General features: G+C 62.9%; 18 protein-coding genes. 13 read left to right on the top strand and 5 right to left on the bottom strand.

What is annotated here, in order from left to right; genetic code table 11:
• Positions 1-61: 61 nt before the first annotated feature.
• From OSJ75_RS22535 to OSJ75_RS22525, 3 genes are all read left to right on the top strand, one after another.
• Positions 62-763, top strand: a complete 702-nt coding sequence (locus tag OSJ75_RS22535; RefSeq protein ID WP_267229625.1) for a FadR/GntR family transcriptional regulator — start codon at positions 62-64, stop codon at positions 761-763.
• A complete protein-coding gene (locus OSJ75_RS22530) occupies positions 760-1,779 on the top strand; it encodes a zinc-binding alcohol dehydrogenase family protein (protein ID WP_267229624.1) in 1,020 nt (339 codons plus the stop codon). The genes OSJ75_RS22535 and OSJ75_RS22530 overlap by 4 nt, the downstream gene beginning before the upstream one ends.
• Positions 1,780-1,859: 80 nt before the next feature.
• Complete coding sequence (locus tag OSJ75_RS22525) at positions 1,860-2,774, top strand: SMP-30/gluconolactonase/LRE family protein (protein ID WP_416362607.1); 915 nt, start codon at positions 1,860-1,862, stop codon at positions 2,772-2,774.
• 3 nt (positions 2,775-2,777) lie between these two features.
• On the opposite strand, the gene hisD is transcribed toward OSJ75_RS22525, so the two are convergent.
• On the bottom strand, positions 2,778-4,091 hold the full coding sequence (gene hisD / locus OSJ75_RS22520) for a histidinol dehydrogenase (protein WP_267229622.1): 1,314 nt from the start codon (positions 4,089-4,091) through the stop codon (positions 2,778-2,780).
• Positions 4,092-4,237: 146 nt separating this feature from the next.
• On the opposite strand from hisD, the gene OSJ75_RS22515 reads away from it, so the two are divergent.
• From OSJ75_RS22515 to OSJ75_RS22495, 5 genes are all read left to right on the top strand, one after another.
• A complete protein-coding gene (locus OSJ75_RS22515) occupies positions 4,238-4,786 on the top strand; it encodes a cupin domain-containing protein (protein ID WP_250017489.1) in 549 nt (182 codons plus the stop codon).
• A gap of 105 nt (positions 4,787-4,891) precedes the next feature.
• Positions 4,892-5,935 (top strand): ABC transporter substrate-binding protein, encoded by a 1,044-nt coding sequence (locus tag OSJ75_RS22510; RefSeq protein ID WP_250017491.1) that lies wholly within the window; start codon positions 4,892-4,894, stop codon positions 5,933-5,935.
• Between the two features lie 99 nt (positions 5,936-6,034).
• Positions 6,035-7,102 (top strand): ABC transporter ATP-binding protein, encoded by a 1,068-nt coding sequence (locus OSJ75_RS22505; RefSeq protein WP_267229621.1) that lies wholly within the window; start codon positions 6,035-6,037, stop codon positions 7,100-7,102.
• Positions 7,099-8,274 (top strand): ABC transporter permease, encoded by a 1,176-nt coding sequence (locus tag OSJ75_RS22500; protein ID WP_267229620.1) that lies wholly within the window; start codon positions 7,099-7,101, stop codon positions 8,272-8,274. Before OSJ75_RS22505 ends, OSJ75_RS22500 begins: the two co-directional genes overlap by 4 nt.
• Positions 8,271-9,059: an ABC transporter permease gene (locus OSJ75_RS22495; protein WP_267229619.1), complete on the top strand. Its 789-nt coding sequence runs from the start codon at positions 8,271-8,273 to the stop codon at positions 9,057-9,059. Before OSJ75_RS22500 ends, OSJ75_RS22495 begins: the two co-directional genes overlap by 4 nt.
• Before the next feature lie 12 nt (positions 9,060-9,071).
• Here OSJ75_RS22495 and OSJ75_RS22490 read toward each other — a convergent pair whose 3' ends face one another.
• Positions 9,072-9,344 carry an usg protein gene (locus OSJ75_RS22490; protein ID WP_250017501.1) on the bottom strand — a complete coding sequence of 91 codons (273 nt, stop codon included), beginning with the start codon at positions 9,342-9,344 and terminating at the stop codon, positions 9,072-9,074.
• Positions 9,345-9,620: 276 nt separating this feature from the next.
• Here OSJ75_RS22490 and OSJ75_RS22485 point away from each other — a divergent pair, with 276 nt between their 5' ends.
• Together OSJ75_RS22485 and groL are read left to right on the top strand one after the other, a co-directional pair.
• Positions 9,621-9,935: a co-chaperone GroES gene (locus OSJ75_RS22485; RefSeq protein ID WP_267229618.1), complete on the top strand. Its 315-nt coding sequence runs from the start codon at positions 9,621-9,623 to the stop codon at positions 9,933-9,935.
• Between the two features lie 40 nt (positions 9,936-9,975).
• Positions 9,976-11,607 (top strand): chaperonin GroEL, encoded by a 1,632-nt coding sequence (gene groL / locus OSJ75_RS22480; protein WP_267229617.1) that lies wholly within the window; start codon positions 9,976-9,978, stop codon positions 11,605-11,607.
• A 36-nt stretch (positions 11,608-11,643) separates the two neighbouring features.
• Here the strand turns inward: groL and OSJ75_RS22475 are convergent, their stop codons facing one another.
• The 3 genes from OSJ75_RS22475 to OSJ75_RS22465 form a co-directional block, all read right to left on the bottom strand.
• Positions 11,644-12,273 (bottom strand): glutathione S-transferase family protein, encoded by a 630-nt coding sequence (locus OSJ75_RS22475; RefSeq protein WP_267229616.1) that lies wholly within the window; start codon positions 12,271-12,273, stop codon positions 11,644-11,646.
• A gap of 57 nt (positions 12,274-12,330) precedes the next feature.
• Positions 12,331-12,576: a hypothetical protein gene (locus OSJ75_RS22470; RefSeq protein WP_267229615.1), complete on the bottom strand. Its 246-nt coding sequence runs from the start codon at positions 12,574-12,576 to the stop codon at positions 12,331-12,333.
• Between the two features lie 125 nt (positions 12,577-12,701).
• Positions 12,702-13,004, bottom strand: a complete 303-nt coding sequence (locus OSJ75_RS22465) for a DUF982 domain-containing protein (protein WP_250017522.1) — start codon at positions 13,002-13,004, stop codon at positions 12,702-12,704.
• A 206-nt stretch (positions 13,005-13,210) separates the two neighbouring features.
• Here OSJ75_RS22465 and OSJ75_RS22460 point away from each other — a divergent pair, with 206 nt between their 5' ends.
• From OSJ75_RS22460 to OSJ75_RS22450, 3 genes are all read left to right on the top strand, one after another.
• On the top strand, positions 13,211-13,474 hold the full coding sequence (locus OSJ75_RS22460; protein WP_250017525.1) for a hypothetical protein: 264 nt from the start codon (positions 13,211-13,213) through the stop codon (positions 13,472-13,474).
• Between the two features lie 166 nt (positions 13,475-13,640).
• Positions 13,641-14,285 carry a DUF47 domain-containing protein gene (locus tag OSJ75_RS22455; RefSeq protein WP_267229614.1) on the top strand — a complete coding sequence of 215 codons (645 nt, stop codon included), beginning with the start codon at positions 13,641-13,643 and terminating at the stop codon, positions 14,283-14,285.
• Positions 14,285-15,286, top strand: coding sequence for an inorganic phosphate transporter (locus OSJ75_RS22450; RefSeq protein WP_250017529.1), 1,002 nt, complete (start codon positions 14,285-14,287; stop codon positions 15,284-15,286). The genes OSJ75_RS22455 and OSJ75_RS22450 overlap by 1 nt, the downstream gene beginning before the upstream one ends.
• The last annotated feature ends 143 nt before the right edge of the window (positions 15,287-15,429 follow it).

Below are 15,429 nucleotides of genomic sequence, written 5' to 3'. Positions count from 1 at the left end.
ACAGGCGAAGTCGAGCTGTGCTATCACCACCTTGGTCCCATTGTTGGACCAAGGAAGCAGGATGAACCGCAACAGCACCGTCCAGAACATCGTCGACAGCATTCGCAGCGACATTCGGCAGAATTATCGGCCGGGCAGTCTTCTGCCGAATGAACGGCAGATCGCCGAGCGGTTCGGCGTCGGGCGCAACACGGTTCGGGAGGCGCTCATCCACCTCGAAGCCTTCGGGCTGATCGAGAAGACGCAGCGCGGGCCGCGCGTCTGCGCGCCGAATGTCGCGGCGGTCTTCCATGTCATGGACCAGTATTTCGACCGCAGCCTCAAGACCTGCCAGGACCTGCTCGATTTCAGGCGGATGATCGATATCGGCGTGCTGCAAGGCGTCGTCGAGAACATCACCGACGCGGATATCGCCGCCCTCGAGGAGCAGGTGAGGCGGATGGGCGATGCGCTGACGGCGCATGAGGCGGCGCTGGCGGATTATGCCTTTCACAGCGAGATCATCCGCATCTCGGGCAATGACGTGCTGGCCAAGCTCTACAAGGTGCTCGAGCACACGCTGGTCTTCTACATGGAGATCGGCAAGAGCGGCAATGGCGCGCGGACGTCGGCGCAGCACGGAGCGATATTGGAGGCCCTGCGGCAACGGTCGTTGCGCGCCGCGCGGCAGGCCTTCGACGAACATTACGGATATAGTGAAGCCAACCTCCTTTCGGCCTACCGGAAGGATCAGGGCCAGGATGCGACAACGGAAGCGATATGAACAAGGTACTGAGAATAGTCGAAGAGAATCTGGCGAAGTTCCATTCCGTGGAAAGGGCGCCGATGGGCGAGGAGGATGTCCGCATCGCCGTGCGCCATGTCGGGCTTTGCGGCAGCGATCTCAATACGTTCAAGGGCCTCAATCCGCTGGTCCAGCTGCCGCGCATCCCGGGGCACGAGATCGGCGGGGAGATCGTCGCCGCCGGCAGCAGGGTCGGCCCTGACTATCGCCCCGGCCGCCGCGTCATCGTCATGCCCTATACGTCCTGCGGAAAATGTTCGTCCTGCCGCAAGGGGCGCACCAATGCCTGCCGCTACAACAGGACGCTCGGCGTCCAGCAGGATGGCGGGCTTGCCGAGGAAATCGTGCTGCCGGCCGACAAGGTCATCCTGAACGATACGCTGCAGCCGCGTCACCTCGCCCTGGTCGAACCGCTCTCCGTCGGGTTCCATGCGGTCGAGCGCGGCCGTGTCGGGGCCGGCGATACGGTCGCCGTGATCGGCTGCGGGATGATCGGCATGGGCGTGATCATCGGGGCGGCGGCGCGCGGCGCCCGCATCATCGCCATCGATCCGAGCGATGAGAAACTGGCGCTGGCGCAGGCCTTCGGTGCGCAGCACGTGCTGCCCGCCGGCGGCGAGGAGCTGGTCGCCAGGGTCCATGAACTTACCGCCGACGATGGCGTCGATGTCGCCTTCGAAGCGGTCGGGCTGCCCGCGACATTCACCCAGGCGATAGATCTCGCCGGATTTGCCGGCCGCGTCGTCTATGTCGGTTATTCCAAGGCGCCCGTCACCTACCAGACGCAGTTCTTCAATCTGAAGGAACTCGACATCATGGGTTCGCGCAATGCCACCCTTGCCGATTTCCGCAACGTCATCGCCCATATGGAGAAGATGGGCGATGCCGCCGACCGGCTGATATCGCGGGTATTCGCATTCGACGATGCGGAACAGGCCTTGCCCTATTGGAGCGGCAACCGCGACGTCCTCAAGATCGTCATCGAGCGGGGATGAAGCCTGCTTTCGGCGGTTGCGGAATCGGCGATTTGAGGAAAAGCTGATGCCGATTCGATCAACGCCGGGGGAAGATGTCCGTGGCCGCCAATTCACCTTACGAAGTTCATGATCCGCGCTTCAATGCGCTGATCGTCAAGACCGCCGAGCTGGAGGAGCTCTATTCGGGCTGCAGGTGGGCGGAGGGACCGGTGTGGTTCTCGGACCTGAATTGCCTGCTCTGGAGCGATATCCCGAATGAGCGCATGCTGCGCTGGGTGCCGGAGGGCGGCGTTTCGACATTCCGCTCGCCCTCCAACTTCGCCAATGGCCATAGCCGCGACAGGCAGGGGCGGCTGGTCTCCTGCGAACATGGCCCGCGCCGTGTCACGCGCACCGAGCCGGATGGCAGCATCACGATACTGGCCGACGCCTATCAGGGCAGGCGCCTCAACTCGCCCAATGATGTCGTCGTCAAGTCGGATGGCTCGATCTGGTTCACCGATCCCACCTACGGCATCCTGTCGAACTATGAAGGCTACAAGGCGGAGCCGGAACAGGCTTCCCGCAATGTCTACCGGCTGCAGCCCGACACGGGCGCGATCGAAGCGGTGGTGAGCGATTTCGCCCAGCCGAACGGCCTCGCTTTCTCGCCGGACGAATCGAAGCTCTATATCGCCGATTCAGGCGCCAGCCATGACGGCACCGTGCCCCGCCATATCAGGGTGTTCGATGTGGTCGATGGTACGAAACTAGCCAATGGCAGGGTGTTCTGCACCATCGACAACGGCAATCCCGATGGGATGCGGGCGGATCTCGACGGCAATATCTGGACGAGCGCCGCCGATGGCGTGCATTGCTTCGCGCCGGACGGCAGCCTGCTCGGCAAGATATTGGTGCCCCAGATCGTCTCCAACCTCACCTTTGGCGGCCCGCGCCGCAACCGGCTCTTCATCACTGCGACCCGATCGCTCTATTCCGTCTATGTGACGGCGACCGGGGCGCAATATCCCTAGGCCTCATGCGGTCTTGCCCTGGCGCTCCAGCCGCAATGCCGCGGCGCGCCGGTGCCCTTCCATGCCCTCGGTGCGGCTCTGGCGAACGGCCGGCGGCGCGACGGCTTCGACGCCGCGCTCGTCGAGCCATTGATGCGTGCATATCTTGACATAGGACCCGACCCAGAGCCCGCCGGTGTAGCGGCCCGCCGCCATCGTCGGCAATGTATGGTTGGTGCCGCAGCATTTGTCGGAATAGACCACGCTTGCCAGCGGGCCGACGAACAGCGAGCCGTAATTGCGCAGTTTCAGCGCGGTTTCATGGGCGTCGCGCGTGTGGACCTGCAGGTGTTCGGCGGCGATATGATCGGAATAGGCAATCATCTGCGCCTCGTCCTGGCAAAGGGTGATCTCGCCGAAATCGCGCCATGCCGCACCGGCGACATCGGCGGTGGGCAGGGTCTGGAGCTGCCTTGAAATCTCCGCCAGAACCGCCTCGGCCAGGCTCCGGTCGGTGGTGATGAGGCCGACGCGCGTGCGCACATCATGTTCCGCCTGGGCGAGAAGATCGGTGGCGATCATCTCCGCATCGCCCGTGTCGTCGGCAACGGTGAATATCTCGCTCGGACCGGCGAGCTGGTCGATGCCGACCCGGCCGAATACCTGCCGCTTGGCCTCGTTCACATAGGCATTGCCGGGGCCGACGATCTTGTCGACCGGCGGGATGGTCTCGGTTCCATAGGCCATGGCGGCGATGGCCTGCGCACCGCCGACCTTGAAGATCCGGTCCGCGCCCGCCATGTGGCAGCCGGCGATCATGGCCGGGTGGGCATTGGGCGGCAGGCAGGCAATGACATTGTCGCAGCCCGCGACCTTGGCCGGCACCAGCGTCATCACCGGGGCCGAAAGAATGGGATAGCGGCCGCCCGGCACATAGGCGCCGATCGTCTCGATCGGGATCACGCGGTGGCCGAGATGCAGGCCCGGCAGCGCATCGAATTCGAGCGGCAGGATCGTGCGCAACTGCGCCTCGGCGAAGGCGGTAACGCGCTCGATCGCGAATTCGGTATCCTTGCGGGTCTGCGGATCGAGCGCCGCAAGCGCCGCGTCGCGCTCGGCGCTGCCGACTTCGAATGCCTCGATATCGACCGAATCGAACCGTTGCGCATAGTCGCGGACGGCGGCGTCGCCGCGATCCCGCACATTGGCGATGATTTCCTTCACCAGGCCTTCGATCGCGGCAGTGTCTGCCACCGCATCGACGCCGGGTCGCTTGATATATTCGACAGTGTCGATCGAGTTGCTGCTGGGGGGCCGATTGCTGGGGGGCGTTGCCATGCTGTTCTCATCTTGCCTGTGAAACCTGCGTCACATTCAGTCAGCCTCGCCTTGACTGCAATCGGGGGTAGCGGCACTGTTCATTATGCTCACCAGCAGCAAAGCTGGCCGGGCATTGAAAACCGACAGGAGAGAGGAAGCTGTTCATGCCGAAGATCGGCAGCAAATTGCGCGAGATGCGGCGGCGCCGCGACCTGAGCGTGCGCGAACTGGCGGGGCGTTCCGGCATTTCGCATTCCACCATCTCGCTGATCGAGCGCGACAAGATGAGCCCTTCGGTCGATACGCTCGGGGCGGTCCTCGATGCCCTTGGCACGACCTTGCCCGGCTTCTTCAGCGATCTGCAGTCGAGCCTGCCCTATACGCCGTTCTATCAGGCGGAGGAACTAGTGGAGATCGGCAAGGTGGAGACCGTTTCCTACCGGGTGATCGGGCTCAACCACCCCAACAGGCAGCTCCTCATGCTGCACGAGACCTATGCGGTCGGCGCGGATACCGGCGAGGCCTTCTCCCATGCGGCGCAGGAGGCGGGCATGGTGATCAGCGGCGCGGTGGAGGTGACGGTCGGCGGCGAGAAGAAGGTGCTCCGCAAAGGCGATGGCTACTATTTCGACAGCCGGCTGCCGCATCGTTTCCGCAATGTCGGCACGGAAAAGAGCGAAATCCTCAGCGCCATCACGCCGCCGACCTATTAGCCGGCCCCGATCGGTGATTATTCTCACCGCCGACCGGAAATGTGCTTTCAATCCTCTCAAACTGTGGTTTTCTTGCTGTTCATCATAATAAAAAGGGGAACGACGATGAAGCTTCTGAATGCAACCTTGATCATGCTTGCTCTGACCGCCGGCAGCGCGGCGACGACGGCGCAGGCCCGCGACCTGACGGTGGTGTCCTGGGGAGGCAACTATCAGGACGCCCAGCGGAAAATCTATTTCGAGCCTTTCTCGAAGAAGCTCGGCAAGCCCGTGCTGGACGAGAGCTGGGACGGCGGCTACGGCGTCCTGCAGGCCAAGGTAAAGGCCGGCGTGCCGAACTGGGATGCCATCCAGGTCGAATCCGAGGAACTGGCGCTCGGCTGCGCCGATGGCATCTATGAAAAGATCGATTGGGAGAAGCTGGGCGGGGAAGCCAAATATCTGCCCGCTGCCGTCAACGAATGCGGCGTCGGCGCCATCGTCTGGTCCACCGGCATCTCCTATGATGGCGACAAGCTCAAGGACGCGCCGAAATCCTGGGCGGATTTCTGGGACACGACGAAATTTCCGGGCAAGCGCGGCCTGCGCAAGGGCGCCAAATATGCGCTTGAATTCGCGCTGATGGCCGATGGCGTCGCAGCCGGAGAGGTCTATTCGCTGCTCGCGACGCCGGAAGGCGTCGACCGGGCGTTCAAGAAGCTCGATGAACTGAAGCCGAACATCGTATGGTGGGAGGCAGGCGCGCAGCCGCTGCAGCTGCTTTCTTCCGGCGAGGTGGTCATGACCACCGCCTATAATGGCCGCATCAGCGGCCTGAACCGGACCGAGGGCAAGCATTTCGGCTTCGTCTTTCCGGGCAGCATCTATGCGATCGACAGCTGGGTCATCCTGAAGGACAGCCCGAACAAGGACGCCGCGATGGATTTCATCGCCTTTGCCAGCGAGCCGGACAACCAGTCGAAGCTGCCGGAATATATCGCCTACGGCCTGCCGAATACCGAGGCGGGCAAGCTCGTGCCGGAAAAGTACCAGGCGGAGCTGCCGACGGCGCCCGACAATCTGAAGGACGCCATCGCCCTCGATGTCGATTTCTGGACCGACAATTCGGAAGCTTTGACCCAGAGGTTCAACGCATGGCTTGCACAATGACGATCCGCACGGAAGAGCGCTGACCGCTTTCCCTTCGCCGACGCAACGGTGCGACGCCGCACCGTTGCGGGACATTGTACAAAGTCAGGACCGACATCGATGAGCAACCCATTCATCCGCTTGGAGGGCGTTACCAAATCTTTCGGCGCGCTTACCGTCGTCGAGGGGCTTGATCTGGAGATCGAACGGGGGGAGTTCGTCAGTCTGCTCGGGCCTTCGGGTTCCGGCAAGACCACCATCCTGATGATGCTGGCGGGTTTCGAGAACCCGACAAGCGGCACGATCTGGGCCGATGGCAAGCGGATCGACGGGCTGCCGCCGCACAAGCGCAACATGGGCGTGGTCTTCCAGAATTATGCGCTGTTCCCGCACATGACGGTGTCGGAGAATATCGGCTTCCCGCTGAAGATGCGCGGTGCCGCCAGGGCCGACACGGCCGAACGGGTGAAGAAGGCGCTGGACATGGTGCAGATGGATGCGCTCTCCGACCGGCGTCCGTCGCAATTGTCGGGCGGCCAGCAGCAGCGCGTGGCGCTGGCGCGGGCGCTGATCTTCGAGCCGGAAGTCGTGCTGATGGACGAGCCGCTCGGCGCGCTGGACAAGCAGCTGCGCGAGCAGATGCAACTGGACATTCGCGAGCTGCACCGCCGCCTCGGCCTGACGATCGTATTTGTCACGCATGATCAATCCGAGGCGCTGACCATGTCGGACCGGATCGCCATATTCAATCGCGGCAAGATCGAGCAGATCGGCGGGCCTGCGGAAATCTACGATCATCCGAACACGCGCTTCGTCGCGGAGTTCATCGGCGAGACCAACCTCGTCAACGGGCCCATCCGGAAATCCGATGGCGGCACGGCGCGGGTGGAGCTGGCGGGCGGCCAGGAGATCATGGTGGAATCGAGCCAGGATTATGCGCCCGACGAGCGCGTCTGCCTGTCGATCCGTCCCGAGCGGATCAAGCTGCGGCCCGCCGCCGGCCCGGCGAACACCCTGCGTGCGACGGTCTCGGACATCGTCTATCACGGCGATCACCTGCGGTTGCTGCTGTCCTGCGAGGGCGCGTCCTTCGTCGCCAAGACCGATCGAAGCGCGCAGCCGCCGGCTGTCGGCACCGCGGTCGACCTTTCCTTCCAGCCGGCCGATTGCTGGGTGATCCGGCAATGAAGCCGCGCTACGGACGCCTGGTCCCGCTCTTGCTGGTGGCGCCGCTGCTGCTGTTTCTTGTCGTCTTCTTCGCCATGCCGCTGGCGACGATGATGAAATCGGCCGTTTCCGATCCTGTTGCGGCCCGGGCCCTGCCCGAAACGGCCAGCGCCGTCGCCGGCTGGGACAATTCCAGCCCGCCGACGGCCGAGATGCAGGCGGCGCTCGCCAATGATATCCGGCAGATCGAGGACGACCAGCTGTTCGGCGATCTCGTCCGCCGGCTCAACAGCGCCAAATCCGGCTTTCGCACGCTGATGGGCAAGACCCGCACGGCGGTGAAGGAGAATGCCGACAATGCCGATCTTGTCGGCATCGACAAGCGCTGGGCCGACCCCGCCTATTGGCGCGCCGTCAGCGTTGCGGCAGCTTCCAGCATAACGGACCGCAACCTGCTCGCCGCCGTCGATCTGCAGCGCGACGCTTCCGGCGAGATCGAGGCGCTGCCGGCCGGTGCCTCGGCCAACCGGGCGATCATGCTGCGCACTTTCCTGATGGCGCTGACGGTGACCATCGCCTGCGCGCTGATCGGTCTTCCCTATGCGATGATCGCGGCGTCGGTCGATGGCTGGAAACGCCAATTGCTGCTCGGGGCCGTCCTGCTGCCGCTGTGGACCTCGCTTCTGGTGCGCACCGCCGCCTGGTTCATTCTGCTGCAGGACAGGGGGTTGATCAATTCGGCATTGATGCAGCTCGGCATCGTTTCGGCGCCGCTGCCGCTGATCTTCAACCGGGTCGGCGTCGTCATCGCCATGACCCATGTGCTGCTGCCCTTCATGGTGCTGCCGATCTTCAGCGTGCTGATCGGCATACCGCGCAATCTGATGCCCGCGGCGGCGTCGCTCGGTGCCCATCCGCTGCGCGCCTTCTTCCATGTGCTGCTGCCGCTGTCGCTGCGCGGCGTGGTGTCCGGCTCGCTTCTCGTCTTCATGACCGCGCTCGGCTATTACATCACGCCGGCGCTCATCGGCGGCGCCAAGGACCAGATGATCAGCTCCGTCATCGCCTATTACGCCACCGGCGCGGCGAATTGGGGCATGGCGGGAGCGCTTGGCCTGGTGCTGCTGGTCGCCACCATGATCCTCTACGCCATCTACCTTCGCCTTTCGTCCGAAAGGGAGGCGCGGGCATGAAAACATTGCCTCTTGCACGGCTCATATTCGGCGCGGCGGTGATATTCTTCCTGATCGCGCCGCTCATCGCCATCCTGCCGCTGGCCTTTACCGACAGCGTCTTCCTCAACTACCCGATCCCGGCCTATTCCACCCGCTGGTTCGAGGAACTGGTCACGGCGGATGTGTGGCGCCGGTCGATCGTCAACAGCCTGATCATCGGGCTTGGCACCACGCTGCTCGCCACCCTTCTCGGCACGATCAGCGCGCTCGGCCTGAGGGAGAAACGGCTCTCGCTCCTGCTGGCCACGATCAAGACGCTGTTCCTGCTGCCGCTGGTGGTGCCGGCGGTGGTGCTCGGTGTCGGCATGCAGCTGATGTTCGCGCAGTATAGTCTCACCAACAGCTATATCGGCGTCATCGTCGCCCATACGGTGGTGGCGGTGCCGTTCGTCGTCGTCAATGTCCTCGCCGCCCTGCAGGGGATCGACCGGCGGCTGGAACAGGCGGCGGCCAGCCTTGGCGCTTCCCCGACGACCGTATTGCGGAAAGTCACCCTGCCGCTGGCCCTGCCGGGCATATTGTCCGGTGCGGTCTTCGCCTTCGCGACCTCGCTCGACGAGGTGGTGCTGACGCTGTTCGTCGCCGGGCCCAATCAGCGGACGCTCGCACGGCAGATGTTTTCGACGATCCGCGAGAATATCAGCCCGGCAATTGCCGCCGTGGCCTTCGTGTTCATTCTCGGCACGATCCTGCTTGCGCTCATCATGCGCTTTGCGCGCGGCATGCGGCAGGGCCAGGCCTGAAGCCCGGCTGCGTCAGTGCAGCATGATTTCTCCGTCGACCTTGCGCCATTCGTTCGGCCCGATCAGGCGCTGATGCGTGAAACGGATCGAATGCAGCGGTCCTTCCAGTTTTTCCTGCCAGAACTCCAGGAATTTGCGCATTTCCGGGAAATCCGGGGCCAGATCGTAGTCCTGCCAGATATAGGTCTGCAGCAGGGATTTGAAGTCTGGCCGCCGATAGAGGATGTGCGCGGTGGTCAAGCCATATCCCTGCAATTGGCGCTCGAAATTCGACGTGAAGCTCATCAGGAACAACCTCCATTGCCAATGGATGAATCGTGCCAACTTCCAGCGATTCGATCAAGAAAAACTTGCCCGACGAACGAGTAATTCATGTTGTTTATCAGCATGTTGGCAGCATTCCGAGGCGAGTGCTAATTTTTTCTCGCCAGGCTCTTGAAATCGAAACATGGCCAAACCAGATCACCTGCGCCGATCGCTTGCACAAGGATCGGCGGTCCTTCGGAGAACCGGCAGGATCTCGGAGGGCGATGTTCATTATTGTTTGTCCAGGAGGAAAACATGACGTTCCAACCACTTCACGATCGCATACTCGTCAGGCGGGTCGAATCGACGTCGAAATCCGCCGGCGGAATCATCATCCCCGACACGGCGCAGGAAAAGCCGCAGGAGGGCGAGGTGATCGCGGTCGGTCGCGGCGCTCGCAATGAATCGGGTCAGGTGCAGCCGCTGGACGTGAAGGCGGGAGACCGCATCCTGTTCGGCAAATGGTCGGGCACCGAGATCAAGCTCGATGGCGAGGACCTGTTGATCATGAAGGAAAGCGACGTGCTTGGCATCATCGATGCGGAAGTCGTCGGGCAAAAGGCCGCTTGAGAACAGGACAGTCAATATTGCTGCCAAAAAGGAGTGAAAAATGGCTGCTAAGGAAGTGAAATTCAGTACGGACGCGCGTGAACGGATGTTGCGCGGCGTCGATACCCTCGCCAATGCGGTGAAGGTCACGCTTGGCCCGAAAGGCCGCAATGTCGTCATCGACAAATCGTTCGGTGCGCCTCGCATCACCAAGGACGGCGTTTCGGTCGCAAAGGAAATCGAGCTCGAAGACAAGTTCGAGAACATGGGCGCGCAGATGTTGCGCGAGGTGGCGTCGAAGACCAACGACCTTGCCGGCGACGGCACGACGACGGCGACGGTGCTGGCGCAGGCGATCGTCAAGGAAGGCGCCAAGGCGGTGGCTTCGGGCATCAATCCGATGGACCTGAAGCGCGGCATCGACCTGGCTGTCGATGCGGTCGTCGCCGATCTCAAGGGCAATGCCCGCAAGATATCGAACAATTCGGAAATCGCGCAGGTCGGCACCATTTCGGCCAATGGCGATGCAGAGATCGGCCGCTATCTCGCCGAGGCGATGGAGAAGGTCGGCAATGAAGGCGTGATCACCGTCGAGGAGGCGAAGACGGCGGAGACCGAGCTCGAAGTGGTCGAGGGCATGCAGTTCGACCGCGGCTACCTCTCGCCCTATTTCATCACCAACCAGGACAAGATGCGCGTGGAGCTGGAAGAGCCCTATGTGCTGATACATGAGAAGAAGCTTTCGAACCTCCAGTCGATGCTTCCCGTGCTCGAAGCCGTCGTGCAGTCGGGCAAGCCCCTGATCATCATCGCCGAGGACGTGGAAGGCGAGGCGCTTGCGACGCTCGTCGTCAACAAATTGCGCGGTGGCCTGAAAATCGCGGCCGTGAAGGCGCCGGGCTTCGGCGATCGCCGCAAGGCCATGCTCGAAGACATCGCCATCCTGACCGGCGGTACCGTCATTTCCGAAGATCTCGGCGTGAAGCTCGAGAATGTGACGCTGGAAATGCTCGGCCGCGCCAAGAAGGTCGTCATCGAGAAAGAGAACACCACCATTGTCGACGGTGCGGGTTCGAGAGCCGAGATCGATGGACGCGTGGCGCAGATCCGCGTGCAGATCGAGGAAACCACCTCCGACTACGACCGCGAGAAGCTGCAGGAGCGGCTGGCGAAGCTCGCAGGCGGCGTCGCCGTCATCCGCGTCGGCGGCTCGACCGAAGTCGAGGTCAAGGAGAAGAAGGACCGCGTCGACGACGCCCTCCATGCCACCCGCGCTGCGGTGGAGGAAGGCATACTTCCGGGCGGCGGCGTCGCGCTCCTGCGCGCGGTGAAGGCGCTCGAGGGCCTCGCCGCGGCCAATCAGGACCAGAAGGTCGGCGTCGACATCGTTCGCAAGGCCATCGAGGCTCCGGTGCGCCAGATCGCCGAGAATGCCGGCGCGGAAGGTTCGATCGTCGTCGGCAAGCTGCGCGAGAAGAACGAGTTCTCGTGGGGCTGGAATGCCCAGACCGGTGAGTATGGCGATCTCTTTGCGCAGGGCGTCATCGACCCCGCCAAGGTGGTGCGCACGGCGCTGCAGGATGCGGCCTCCGTCGCCAGCCTCCTCGTGACGACCGAGGCCATGATCGCGGAGAAGCCGAAGAAGGAAGCGGCACCGGCGATGCCCGGACCCGGCGCCGGCATGGACTTCTGATCACCGGAGAGGCCCGTTCGCGGGCCTCTTTTTATCCTATTCGCCGGAATTCCTGCGTAGCACGTTCCCGAACAGGTCCTGTCCGGCAATATTGTCGGCAATATCCGTCAGTTTCGGGAACAGGCGGCGAAACGTGTCGGCCCCCGGGGTCCAGTTCCGCATCACCGCGATATAGAGGTCGAGTGCGCTCGGGTCCGAGCCGAGGAAATACGGCGTATCCGCCACGTCCTCGACCTGCCGCCAGAGGTCGAGGCGATGATCCTCCAGCGCCTTCCGGTAGCGCTTGTGGTTCGCTTCCGGCAATTGCCAACGCGCGGGATCGTCGCTGTAATTCCACGTCGGATAAATTTCGCTGACGATGAAGATCAACCAACGCAGGAACGCCGGCCGCTGCTTGTCCGCAGCTGAGGGTGCAAGTTCGGCATCGGGAAATGTGTCGGCCAGATGGAGTATGATCGCGGCGCTTTCCGTCAGGATTTCGCCGCTTGGCATGATCAGCGTCGGCACCTGTCCGAGAGGGTTCAGCTCCAGCAATCTGTCGCGATCCGGCCCCGGTTCGAGATAGGGGATCTCCTCGAGCTCATACTCCGCACCCGCCTGCAGCATGGCGAGTTCGATGATGGCGGAGCCGCAGCCCCGGGAGCCGATCAGGACATATTTTCCCATTTTGCAATTACCCTCGCTGCGGTTCGATCGCGCCGGCGTGCGCGCGCCGTGGCCAGCCTATTTCCGCTCCGGCTTGCGGTCCAGCTGTTCCTCGGTCTTGTTGGCAGTATGCTGGTGATATTGCTCGGTCTCGATCCACTTTCCATCCGCACCCCGTTCGCGCGAGTGCTGCGCCTTGTCACGATTCGACAGGACCGTATTCGGCGCGATCTCGGTCACGTCCTGCTCGTCGGTCATCGCGCCGCCGCCGGTGCCCTTGCCTTGCGATCCGCGGCCGGAGTGTTTCTTGTCGGCATGTGCCATAGCCTGCTCCTTCGTGCCTCAACTCCTGTCTGCAACCGGCGCCGCGTCGAAATGTTCCCGGCGATCCGGCGCAGGCACGATTTCTGCTGCCGATGATGCTGGCCGATGGCGGCCATGTGGATTGGTCAGACGCTGGTGCGTCCGCTGCTGCCTTTCCCCCGCCCCATCCAGGGCAGGACCGCGTCGGCATCCTCCAATATGCCGGCGCGCTTGGCAAAGCCTTCAAAGGCGTGGCGCGCGACAGGCAAGGGCTTGTGGCCATCGAAAACATCGCAGCAGGCCTTCCAGGCGGTCTGGTAGATAAGGCCACGATCGGCTTCGGGCCAGTGGTCGAGAAAATCGAGCGCATCATCGAGCGAGGCGACCTCGCGTACGATGAAAGGGCGCTCCCGGACAAAGACGGGCCGGTCAAATATTCGTTCGTTCATCATATCCTCCGCATGGGTGAACGGGCTGTTCCTGGGAATTGCCGGACACGGCGACGCAGATATTTGTTCGCTTCACCCTTTGTTCAAGACCATAGCAGCCGAACGTCATAGCCTTGTGACGAAGCCCTCATTTCGTGCGATGGGGAACCAGTATCCGCCATCGCGGTTGTACCAGACAGACGATCTGGAACTCAAAGGAGGCTCCTATGAGCAATTCGGGTACCACAACCAATCGCGGTACTATTCGCAAATGGGCCGAGTCCCGGGGCGGCCATCCTTCGGTGGTCCGCGCCGAGGGCGAGGGCGGCATCCTGCGCATCGATTTCGGCGAGCCGGACGAGGAATTCGAGCGCATAGACTGGGATGAATTCTTCGAGATATTCGACAGGAACAGGCTCGCCTTTCTCTACCAGGAGCGAACGGAGGATGGCTCCACCAGCCGTTTCAACAAGTTCGTCAACCGTGGCTAGCCCACGGCGCCGGGACCGATACGCCGCTGACTTTGCGGCGCGGCCGCCAGGTGGTATGAGTCGGCTAAAGGAATCTCGCTCGGCCGGATAGACGACCAGATCAAACGGGGCTGTGCCCTGTTCCCATTCAGGTCCGATCGGGCGCCCAAAGGGAGACGCGCCGCTCATGCTAGGCTGGTTTCGCGCATTGCTGCCACGGGAAGATCGGTTCTTCGATCTTTTTGCACTTCATTCGAAGACGGTCGTGGAAGCGGCCGACGCGCTGCAGGCCCTGCTCGCCGGCGAGGGCGATATCGACGGCCATTGCGCGCGCATCGTCGAACTCGAGGACGAAGCCGACGAGATCACGCGGCAGGTGCTGCAGGCGGTGCGCCGCAGCTTCATAACGCCGTTCGATCGCAGCGACATCAAGGACCTCATCCAGTCGATGGACGATGCCATCGACATGATGCACAAGACCGTCAAGACGATCCAGCTATACGAGCAAAGGTCCTTCGATCCGCGCATGCGGGCGATGGGCGAACTGATCGCCGCCGCGGCGCGGCTGATCGCGGAGGCGGTGCCGCTGCTCGTCCGCGTCGGCACCCATGCCGCCCGTCTCGGCGCCATTGCCGAGGAAGTGGTGAGCCTCGAGGACAAGGCCGACCATCTCTACGATGCGGGCCTGAAGGATCTCTATCAGCGCCATGGCAAGTCCGATGCCATGGCCTTCATCATCGGCAGCGAGATCTATGGCGAACTCGAAAAGGTCGTCGATCGCTTCGAGGATGTGGCGGACGAGATCAGCGGTATCGTGATCGAGAACATCTGATGGACGCGGCCCTCAGCCTGCCTTTGTTGATCGGCCTCGTCGGCATCGCGCTGTTCTTCGACTTCCTGAACGGGCTGCACGACGCGGCGAATTCCATCGCGACCATCGTCTCGACACGGGTGCTGCGGCCGCACTATGCGGTGGCCTGGGCGGCCTTCTTCAATTTCATCGCCTTCCTGTTCTTCGGCCTGCATGTCGCCGAAACGCTCGGCACTGGCATCATCGATGCGGGAAGCGTCACGCCGCGGCTGATCTTCGCGGCCCTGATGGGAGCGATTTCGTGGAACCTCATCACCTGGTTCTTCGGCATTCCGTCCAGCTCCTCCCATGCGCTCGTCGGCGGGCTCGTCGGCGCCGCTCTTGCCAGGACCGGGTTCGACGCCATCGTCTGGACCGGCCTCCTGAAGACCGTCAGCGCCATCTTCCTGTCGCCGGCCATCGGCTTCTTCCTGGCTCTGATGCTCGTCCTGCTGGTCTCCTGGCTGTTCGTGCGCCAGACGCCGTTCGCGGTCGATCGCACGTTCCGCGGCCTGCAATTCGTCTCGGCATCGCTCTACTCGCTCGGCCATGGCGGCAATGATGCGCAGAAGACGATGGGGATCATCGCCGTGCTGCTATTCTCCGAGGGCCATCTCGGCGGCGAGTTCCACGTGCCGTTCTGGGTGGTGATAACGTGCCAGTCGGCCATGGCGCTCGGGACATTGTTCGGCGGCTGGCGCATCGTTCACACCATGGGTTCGAGGATAACGCGGCTCAAGCCGATGCAGGGCTTCTGCGCCGAAACCGGCGGCGCCATCACGCTTTTCGGCGCGACATGGCTCGGCATTCCGGTGTCCACCACGCACACGATCACGGGCGCCATTGTCGGCGTCGGCGCGGCGCGGCGCGTTTCAGCCGTCCGTTGGCAGCTCGCCGGCAATATCGTCGTCGCCTGGGTGCTGACGATGCCGGCGGCAGCGCTCGTCGCCGCCTGCTTCTACTGGCTGGGCGGTGTGGTCTAGGCTTCCGATGCAACGTTCCAAAGAGGGACTGCACAGTTGAATGCAGGAAGTCCGCACCACGCCCGCAAAATCGCGTCTGGTCATTGAAAATGGGGGGAGACGGGCGGTCTTCAGCGCGTCAGTAGTGGTATCAGGGTCGAGGT

This window comes from Phyllobacterium sp. 0TCS1.6A (assembly GCF_026420825.1).
GTDB lineage: Bacteria > Pseudomonadota > Alphaproteobacteria > Rhizobiales > Rhizobiaceae > Phyllobacterium.
The sequence above is the reverse complement of the archived record's forward strand: the minus strand, read 5'-3'. Positions and strand labels throughout refer to the sequence as shown.

Coding starts and splice junctions, on each gene's coding strand:
- hisD (WP_267229622.1), bottom strand. CDS start 4,091: ATGGCAACGCCCCCCAGCAATCGGCCCCCCAGCAGCAACTCGATCGAC.
- OSJ75_RS22490 (WP_250017501.1), bottom strand. CDS start 9,344: ATGAGCTTCACGTCGAATTTCGAGCGCCAATTGCAGGGATATGGCTTG.
- OSJ75_RS22475 (WP_267229616.1), bottom strand. CDS start 12,273: ATGGGAAAATATGTCCTGATCGGCTCCCGGGGCTGCGGCTCCGCCATC.
- OSJ75_RS22460 (WP_250017525.1), top strand. CDS start 13,211: ATGAGCAATTCGGGTACCACAACCAATCGCGGTACTATTCGCAAATGG.
- OSJ75_RS22505 (WP_267229621.1), top strand. CDS start 6,035: ATGAGCAACCCATTCATCCGCTTGGAGGGCGTTACCAAATCTTTCGGC.
- OSJ75_RS22500 (WP_267229620.1), top strand. CDS start 7,099: ATGAAGCCGCGCTACGGACGCCTGGTCCCGCTCTTGCTGGTGGCGCCG.
- OSJ75_RS22485 (WP_267229618.1), top strand. CDS start 9,621: ATGACGTTCCAACCACTTCACGATCGCATACTCGTCAGGCGGGTCGAA.
- groL (WP_267229617.1), top strand. CDS start 9,976: ATGGCTGCTAAGGAAGTGAAATTCAGTACGGACGCGCGTGAACGGATG.
- OSJ75_RS22515 (WP_250017489.1), top strand. CDS start 4,238: ATGCCGAAGATCGGCAGCAAATTGCGCGAGATGCGGCGGCGCCGCGAC.
- OSJ75_RS22470 (WP_267229615.1), bottom strand. CDS start 12,576: ATGGCACATGCCGACAAGAAACACTCCGGCCGCGGATCGCAAGGCAAG.
- OSJ75_RS22455 (WP_267229614.1), top strand. CDS start 13,641: ATGCTAGGCTGGTTTCGCGCATTGCTGCCACGGGAAGATCGGTTCTTC.
- OSJ75_RS22495 (WP_267229619.1), top strand. CDS start 8,271: ATGAAAACATTGCCTCTTGCACGGCTCATATTCGGCGCGGCGGTGATA.
- OSJ75_RS22450 (WP_250017529.1), top strand. CDS start 14,285: ATGGACGCGGCCCTCAGCCTGCCTTTGTTGATCGGCCTCGTCGGCATC.
- OSJ75_RS22535 (WP_267229625.1), top strand. CDS start 62: ATGAACCGCAACAGCACCGTCCAGAACATCGTCGACAGCATTCGCAGC.
- OSJ75_RS22510 (WP_250017491.1), top strand. CDS start 4,892: ATGAAGCTTCTGAATGCAACCTTGATCATGCTTGCTCTGACCGCCGGC.
- OSJ75_RS22465 (WP_250017522.1), bottom strand. CDS start 13,004: ATGAACGAACGAATATTTGACCGGCCCGTCTTTGTCCGGGAGCGCCCT.
- OSJ75_RS22530 (WP_267229624.1), top strand. CDS start 760: ATGAACAAGGTACTGAGAATAGTCGAAGAGAATCTGGCGAAGTTCCAT.